We start from the raw sequence: 7584 nt of genomic DNA on the forward strand, positions 1-7584 counted from the left end.
TATTTGAGAGTTAATTGGATATTTATTATATATTATGAAATAGTAACCCTTTACTACCTCAACCGGTTACTATTTCCTGATATAATATTGAGACAAACCTTTGTTCTGTTCCTGTTTTTGAATATTTACAAAGTAGCTAATTAACCAAAATTAGTCTTTGATACCATTAACCGATAGCAACACTGCACTATATTTAACCAATTATTATTTTTAGTAATAACCTGATATTTACACAATCTAAGGGTAAATTATTTAATCACCACGACATACCAATATACCTTTGTTATAGTATAGAACGTTTCCAGATCCCCCAACACTATATCCTCGTTCTGGACTCCAAAGTTCAGGAGTTAAATAAAGACCCTCGTGATAATTGTCAGAATAGAACCAAGGAGAGTCAGGGTAAACTTCCAGTCGACCCCACTCACCCATAAACGTATGATCCACATCACGAACAAAATAACTATCTTCAGGAAGAGTTACGCTACTAAATTCTGGAGCTTTATTTCTGTCACTATACGGACTGTTAGTTATCTCATCTCGTCGATACATAAACTTTTGCCTGAATTGCTTATCTGACTCTGATTGCCCTACAGCCTGATCTCTTGTCGTTGTACCAGACGATACTCCGCGGCATATATCTAACGCAGGAAAATTCTTAGCATACATTAAGTTATTGTTATCTCCGTATTCTAGCACTTGAGCAGAACCAAGCGCCCATTTTTGCGGTGCTTCTAAATACAATCTATCAACTTGCCACCATTCTCCATCAGGCTTTTTTTGTTCTATTCTGATTGAAGGCGCCTTGCCACCAGCCATAAACTGCGCCTTAGTTCTAGAGAGATAAGTCACAGTACAATTCTGCCCTACAGCGTCATATTTTAATCTCAAGAGTTCATTCCTAAAGGTTCTAGGTATGTCGTTTGATAATTTTATTTTTATTCCATCATCCTCCGATGAACATCTGTAGATACTTTGGTCATAACCTGAAGCCAAAATACTGAATCTAGCCCCTTTAAATCCGGTAGTCGGGAATTTATCCCCATATACTCCATCATATTTCCTAAGCCAACCACGTTGCTTCGTCATATACTCTCCTACAGAATGATCCTCGTCTGGATTGATCTTGCCCCTCCAGTCCCAAAACCTCCTGTAATAACCTTCTCGTATGGTAATCTCTTCACCCACGTTATCACTATGGAAATAATCCATACTGAAGGGTTGAAGCCAACATATCCTTTTGTTATCTACTAGAAACTTATATGTGACAGAGTAATCATTTACGCCATAAGCCCGACTATTAGGGATACCATACTTGGTTCTGGCAGCAAAAGGAGTACCAAACTTTAACGTCAAGTTATATGGTCCTGTGCAATCGTCCACAGTCTGATATTGTAGAAATTTTTCGCAACCCAACGGATTCAATTCATTTATCCAACACGCCTGTATCTCGGCGCTTACGGACGTATTAACAGGATTATCTGCATCGCCATCCACATCACCAACTTTAAAATCAGTTGTCACAGTATGTGGTTGATTATCCGCTTCAACTATTGCCTGTATTTCACTGAGTTTTGTATTTTTAGCCAATTCATATATCCCCTTATCCGCTAAATCTCGAGTTAGTTTGATCCTTTGATTCTTATCTGTAGGGTCAGGTATATAAATGGTGAACCAATCATCAAGCAGAGTATCTATATTATCCTTAGTTACTTCAGTTACTCCATCAGGTAACAACAGATAAGGTTCCGTACCATTAATAACTTTCGCAGTCGTTCCAGATAAACCATAGACATCACTAATTGTTAACAATAAGCTAATACTTAAAAACAGAGGTTTTATTACCGCAGATATAGCAGTATATTTATAATCATTGTTTGAATAACTGTTTATTTTCAACATGTTATCATTCCTTTGAAATAGGATATAAAATTGTTTTATTGTTAATATATTTATTTTTTATGCTAAAGAAGTATAAATTTTTTATTAATATTATTCAAATATAAGCATTAGGTATTTGTAAAGATTTGTAAATTTTCAATTGCTTTTAAAAAGTATCTCAGTATTTATTTAAAGTATAGAAAAAAACAATTTCAAAATTTTGTAAAGATGTTTCAGGTCAACAACATGTTTTAGTATGAAATTAAGGCTGAATTCAATATTTAAGTACAAATCGTGTTAGTAAAAGGCTTGAAAAGGTTTTTATACTTTAGCCTTTTTTGGAGGATGATTAAGTCGATTTTAACTACTTTAATTCCTTCATCACTAATACTAATGTTATTAAATACCATTTTTTTTGAAACGTATTGTCTGTCAAATTCAAGAACCGAAAATAATTTAGCAAACTATAATCGATTATTACAATATTATGTAAATACATAATATTGTAATATTTGAATTGCTAATGCAAGTTTCTGGAAGTTTAAAAGATAATTAGTTTTGATTTAAATATGCCCATGCATATTGTGCATACAATTCAGCACCCAAACTCATACCATCTTCATCAACATTAAAACAACCGTGATGATGTGGCCATTGGGTATCTTTTTCTGGATTGCCTGAACCGACTAATGCAAATGCACCGGGAATATTTTCAGTATAATAACTAAAATCTTCTCCTCCCGTAGTTGGTGGTTCAAAATAAAGCGTATTTTCACCAAATGATTCAATAATAACTTTTTGGGCTAATAAGGCACTCTCTTTATCGTTAATGACAGGCAATGTACCATAAATATACTCAACTTCAGCTGTCGCTCGATACATAGCTGCAACCTGATTGGCATAACGTCGAATCGCAGATTCAATTTTATCACGTACAGCAACATTGAAGCAGCGTACCGTGCCTTCAAGCACTGCATTTTCAGCAATTACATTAAAACGTGTACCAACCTCCATACGTCCAATTGTTACAACCGCTGGGTCAAGTGGTGCAATCTCTCTTGATACAATAGATTGAACATTCATTACAAAAGCCGACGCAACCATTACTGCATCAACAGTATCATGTGGCATAGAGCCATGACCGCCCTTACCTTTGAAACGAACGGTTAACAAATCAGCAGAAGCAAAACTCGATCCTACAACACAAGATACTTTACCAACCGGTGTTTGTGACCAAATATGCATACCAAATGCACTATCAACATTTTCAAGAACACCTTGTTTAATCATACCTTTTGCACCTTGTGCAATCTCTTCTGCTGGTTGGAAAACGAGTCTAATGTTACCTTTTAACTTTTCACGAATAGCATACAGCGCCTTAGCTGCTGTCAGTAGCATAGAAGCATGAGTATCATGACCACAGGCATGCATCTTTCCGTCAATTGTTGATTTATAATCAATATTTTTATTTAACTCTTGTACAGGCAATGCATCTATGTCTGCTCGTAGCAAAATCCTTTTCCCCGGTTTACCGCCTTGAATATCAGCTATAATTCCTGTTGGTTCAGTGCGACGATAAGGAATTCCAATTTTATCAAGTTGTTCAGCAATTTTATCTGTCGTTCTAAACTCTTCCCAAGGTAATTCAGGATGACGATGTAAATCTCGACGAAAAGCAATCATCTCATTAATATTTTGTTTAATTAATGTTTTTATTTCATGACTTATCATTTTTATACCTTTTATATTTCAATTTGTTCAATCACTTATTAAGTGATTATTTTTAGCTAACCGTAATTAATTAAAATAATTACCAATAACGTTGTTTTAAACGAATACACTTTGCTAATCCAATTTTACTTTTTATCTCATTATAAATTAAATCAATTTGTCAATTTACAGATCATAAAGGCCCTGTGATCATATTAACCATTATTCCTGCAAGTACAACAGATACGATCGTCACAGAGATAAATCCACCAATTAACATCGGTGGTAGCATATGACTTGTAAGCATATCTTTTTCAGTTTGATCATTAGTTAAATTATTAATAACTTCTGTGGTGATAATATAATCAGCAGGGAAACCATATAGTGCAGTCAAAGCAATAGAGAATGCCATCTCTTTGCTTACTTTTAATACCCATCCGACTATCACAGAAAAAATAAACATACCAACTACAGCGGTTAAAATAAATACTACCAAAGGCGTAATTAGACCAACTAACATTTGTGGTGTAGCTCTACTTAGCGTGTTAAAGATAAATAGCATTAAGCCCATAACAGCAAGTCCGAATCCTCCCGCTTTCTTCAAAGGATGACGTTCTAAAAAACCTAATGATGAGGCTATCACACCGAATAGTAAACAAAGAACAAAAGGACTAACACTAACTACTGGTTTTAGAACTTCTGAACAGAAATAAGCTAAAAAGCCAACAATTGCAATACGTAAAAAAATGAAATAAGTGGAGTTATAGCTGACCGGAACTTTTGCAAAAAGCCGTGGCATCGGATTTACATCAGTAGTGATATCCTCTTTGTTATCTAACTGGCCTTTTGTGTCATCAACAGATGACCATGTACCTGCACGATACTTTTGAAGTACTTTTCGACCTTCTCGTTTAAGCATAATAGAAGTGAGAGGATAACCCACGAACCCTTGCATAACATAGATAAGAATGGCAAATACTGCCAGACTATCTAAGCCAGCAGTTTTTGCGCCATCAGCCATAATAATTGCCGAAACAATTCCACCAACTAATGGCGGAATCGCGACAATCACCGTATTGTAATCAAAGAACAAATAACCAATGATAATAGCTACTATAATTATGCCAACAATACCCGACATAGAGATTAAAATTGTCTTCCATTGTCGTAATAACTCCTTAACTGACAATAATGTTCCCATATTGACAATTAATAAATACATAAACATGATAGCAACAACATCAGGGATACCCGCTCTGGCAACGATATCTTTTGGGAAAAATGACCAATAACCTAATAAAATTAATACCGCACAGACAAACATGGACGGAACCCATGCTTTAGTTCGTGTAGAGACAATATCGCCAAGATAAAGAATAATCAATAACAAAACTAAAGCCATCATTTGAGGCATATTGTTCATTGGCATTGAAAACATAAAAAACTCCATTTTTCATCTTTGTTAGTTATTTAATTTGTAAAAAAGTAAACTATAAAAATTTATTTGCAATATTTTTTTACAGTTAATTTTTAATTGCTATACATTTTTTATCATAAAATCATTGAGTTCATTTAAAAATAAGTCACCGTATTTTTCCAATTTAATTTTACCGACACCTGTAACATTTAGTAATTCTTTTTTACTTTCTGGCATAGTTTGAACCATTTCCAGCAAAGTGGCATCACTAAAGATGATATAAGGAGCGACATCTTCCACGTCAGCGACATCTTTGCGTAATCTTTTTAGATTGTTGAATAAAATTCGTTCCTGATGAGATAAAATAGTGGTTAAATTAATCGATCTCGCATAACGATTTAAACGACTCTTCTTAACTATTTCTAAACGGGGTTTAGCTAATTTGAGACTTATCTCACCTCGAAGTATTTGGCGAGCGTCAGCGGTTAGCTGTAGTGTTGTAAAAGTTGAGATATTTTGATTTAAATAGCCTAAATAGATTAATTGCCTAATCACACTCAACCAATAGTCTGCTGAATGCTTTTTACCTATGCCATAAACCGATAATTTATCATGTCCATTCTCTTTAATTTGTGAACGAGCAGATCCCCGTAAAACATCGGCTATATATTGAGCGCCATAACGTTGTTCTACACGATAAACACATGATAAGACTTTTTGTGCATCAATCAAACCATCATAGAGTTCTGGTGGATAAAGACAAATATCACAGTTATTACAAGGCTCTGTCCGTTTTTCACCAAAATAATTTAATAATACAATTCGTCTGCACGTCAAACATTGAGCAAATGATTCCATTGCGTTAATTTTATGTAACTCAACTTCTTTGTGCTTGTCTTCCATTTTGCTTGCGATTTGGCGATGATACCAATTGAGATCTTTACTATTAAAAAGTAACATCGCTTCAGCTGGAACACCATCTCGACCAGCTCGTCCGGTCTCTTGATAATAAGCTTCAATTGTTCTAGGACAATCCGCATGAACAACAAAACGCACATTTGGTTTATTAATACCCATACCAAAAGCTACCGTTGCCACAATAATTTGTACATCATCCTTTAAAAAAACTTCTTGGGCACATTGACGCTCTTTAGTTGTTAACCCTGCATGATAGGCTATTACAGAAAAACCACGAGCAGCTAATCGCGTAGTCATATCTTCTACCTTTGAACGACTTGAACAATAAATAATACCACTATTCCCTTTTTGGGTTTCGATAAAAGAAACGACTTGTTCGGTTAAATTGAATTTTTCAACAACCGTATATCGAATATTCGGGCGATCAAAGCTTCGTACCACCACTAAAGGATCAACCAATTTAAGTTGATGAATTATATCCGCTTGTGTCATTTTATCAGCCGTTGCAGTTAATGCGACTATTGGCACATCAGGAAAATGAGTTGAAAGTTGACCTAGCTGACGATAATCAGGTCTAAAATCATGCCCCCATTGTGAGATACAATGAGCCTCATCAATTGCTATTAAAGAAGGCGGATACTGTTCTATTAATGCTGAAAATGAAGATACAGCTAATCTCTCCGGCGAGATATATAATAGTTTTATTGTATGATTTAGATATTGCTCAATAACTTGTTGCTGCTCATCTGTAGATTGTGACGCATTAAGAAATGCGGCAGAAATACCATTAGCTAATAGTTGATCAACTTGATCTTTCATCAATGAAATTAACGGTGAAATAACTAATGCTGTTCTTGGCAATAAAACTGCTGGTATTTGGTAACATAAAGATTTACCACCACCAGTTGGAATAATGGTTAAAGTATCTCGTCCATCGATAATTGATTCTATTATTTCTTTTTGTTGATTCCTAAATGATTTATATCCAAAAACATTATGTAAAACATCTTCAATCTGACCTTTTATAGACATACTAACCTGAAAACAGAACTTCTAAATAATTTGTCGAGTATAGCTAAATTAGCTATAACAAACCACAGAGAATCAACATTTATTTACAATTAAAATAAATGTATCAAAATTGCAACTAAAGGTTATAAATTCTTATGACCAATAATGGATTCAAGATAGATTCCGTCGGTTTTATAAGCAAATATGTTCAACAGATTAAAAAACAAGCTATTTTTAATTTTTTTACTTGATAGAAATCGATTTGGAAGATAATATTTGCGTGTTTCAAATATACGCCCGTAGCTCAGTTGGTTAGAGCATCACCTTGACATGGTGGGGGTCAGTGGTTCGAGTCCACCCGGGCGTACCAATCTTAAGCCTTCTATGACCTACATTATTTAATAATATAATTTAGTTAGATAGAATCTTAAAACTAATACCTTCACCAACATTTTTTTTAAGTAATAACGTTTAAAACTTAATTACAATATTTTGCAAGTAAAGGTAATGCCGTCATTTTATTTTTATTAAGTGTAATCATATCCTCCTGATGTTAAACCTAGTTTTTTATAAACCAAAAGGATCTGTTGTTATAATTATTTTTCAAATTATCTAATTTATAAATATAATTAATAGGTTACTTATTG

At 34.2% G+C, this 7584-nt stretch carries 4 protein-coding genes and 1 tRNA gene; 1 reads left to right on the forward strand and 4 read right to left on the reverse strand.

Features of this window, described 5'->3' with window-relative positions:
- Positions 1-252 precede the first annotated feature (252 nt).
- The 4 genes from A9G11_RS10740 to recQ all read right to left on the reverse strand — a co-directional run bounded on the left by A9G11_RS10740 (position 253) and on the right by recQ (position 6958).
- Entirely contained in the window at positions 253-1902 is a 1650-nt protein-coding gene (locus A9G11_RS10740) for a hypothetical protein (RefSeq protein ID WP_065619614.1), read from the reverse strand.
- Positions 1903-2433: 531 nt separating this feature from the next.
- On the reverse strand, positions 2434-3612 hold the full coding sequence (locus A9G11_RS10745; protein ID WP_065619615.1) for a M20 family metallopeptidase: 1179 nt from the start codon (positions 3610-3612) through the stop codon (positions 2434-2436).
- A gap of 172 nt (positions 3613-3784) precedes the next feature.
- Positions 3785-5005: a hypothetical protein gene (locus A9G11_RS10750; RefSeq protein WP_065619617.1), complete on the reverse strand. Its 1221-nt coding sequence runs from the start codon at positions 5003-5005 to the stop codon at positions 3785-3787.
- Positions 5006-5128: 123 nt separating this feature from the next.
- Positions 5129-6958: a DNA helicase RecQ gene (gene recQ / locus A9G11_RS10755; protein ID WP_065619616.1), complete on the reverse strand. Its 1830-nt coding sequence runs from the start codon at positions 6956-6958 to the stop codon at positions 5129-5131.
- A 272-nt stretch (positions 6959-7230) separates the two neighbouring features.
- On the opposite strand from recQ, the gene A9G11_RS10760 reads away from it, so the two are divergent.
- Positions 7231-7307 (forward strand) — tRNA-Val (locus A9G11_RS10760).
- The last annotated feature ends 277 nt before the right edge of the window (positions 7308-7584 follow it).

The organism is Gilliamella sp. wkB108 (assembly GCF_001690195.1).
GTDB classification, from domain to species: Bacteria; Pseudomonadota; Gammaproteobacteria; order Enterobacterales; family Orbaceae; genus Gilliamella; species Gilliamella apicola_L.

Excerpts from the sequence above, each read along its gene's own strand:
- A9G11_RS10740 (WP_065619614.1), bottom strand. The coding sequence starts at position 1,902 with ATGTTGAAAATAAACAGTTATTCAAACAATGATTATAAATATACTGCT.
- A9G11_RS10745 (WP_065619615.1), bottom strand. The coding sequence starts at position 3,612 with ATGATAAGTCATGAAATAAAAACATTAATTAAACAAAATATTAATGAG.
- A9G11_RS10750 (WP_065619617.1), bottom strand. The coding sequence starts at position 5,005 with ATGCCTCAAATGATGGCTTTAGTTTTGTTATTGATTATTCTTTATCTT.
- recQ (WP_065619616.1), bottom strand. The coding sequence starts at position 6,958 with ATGTCTATAAAAGGTCAGATTGAAGATGTTTTACATAATGTTTTTGGA.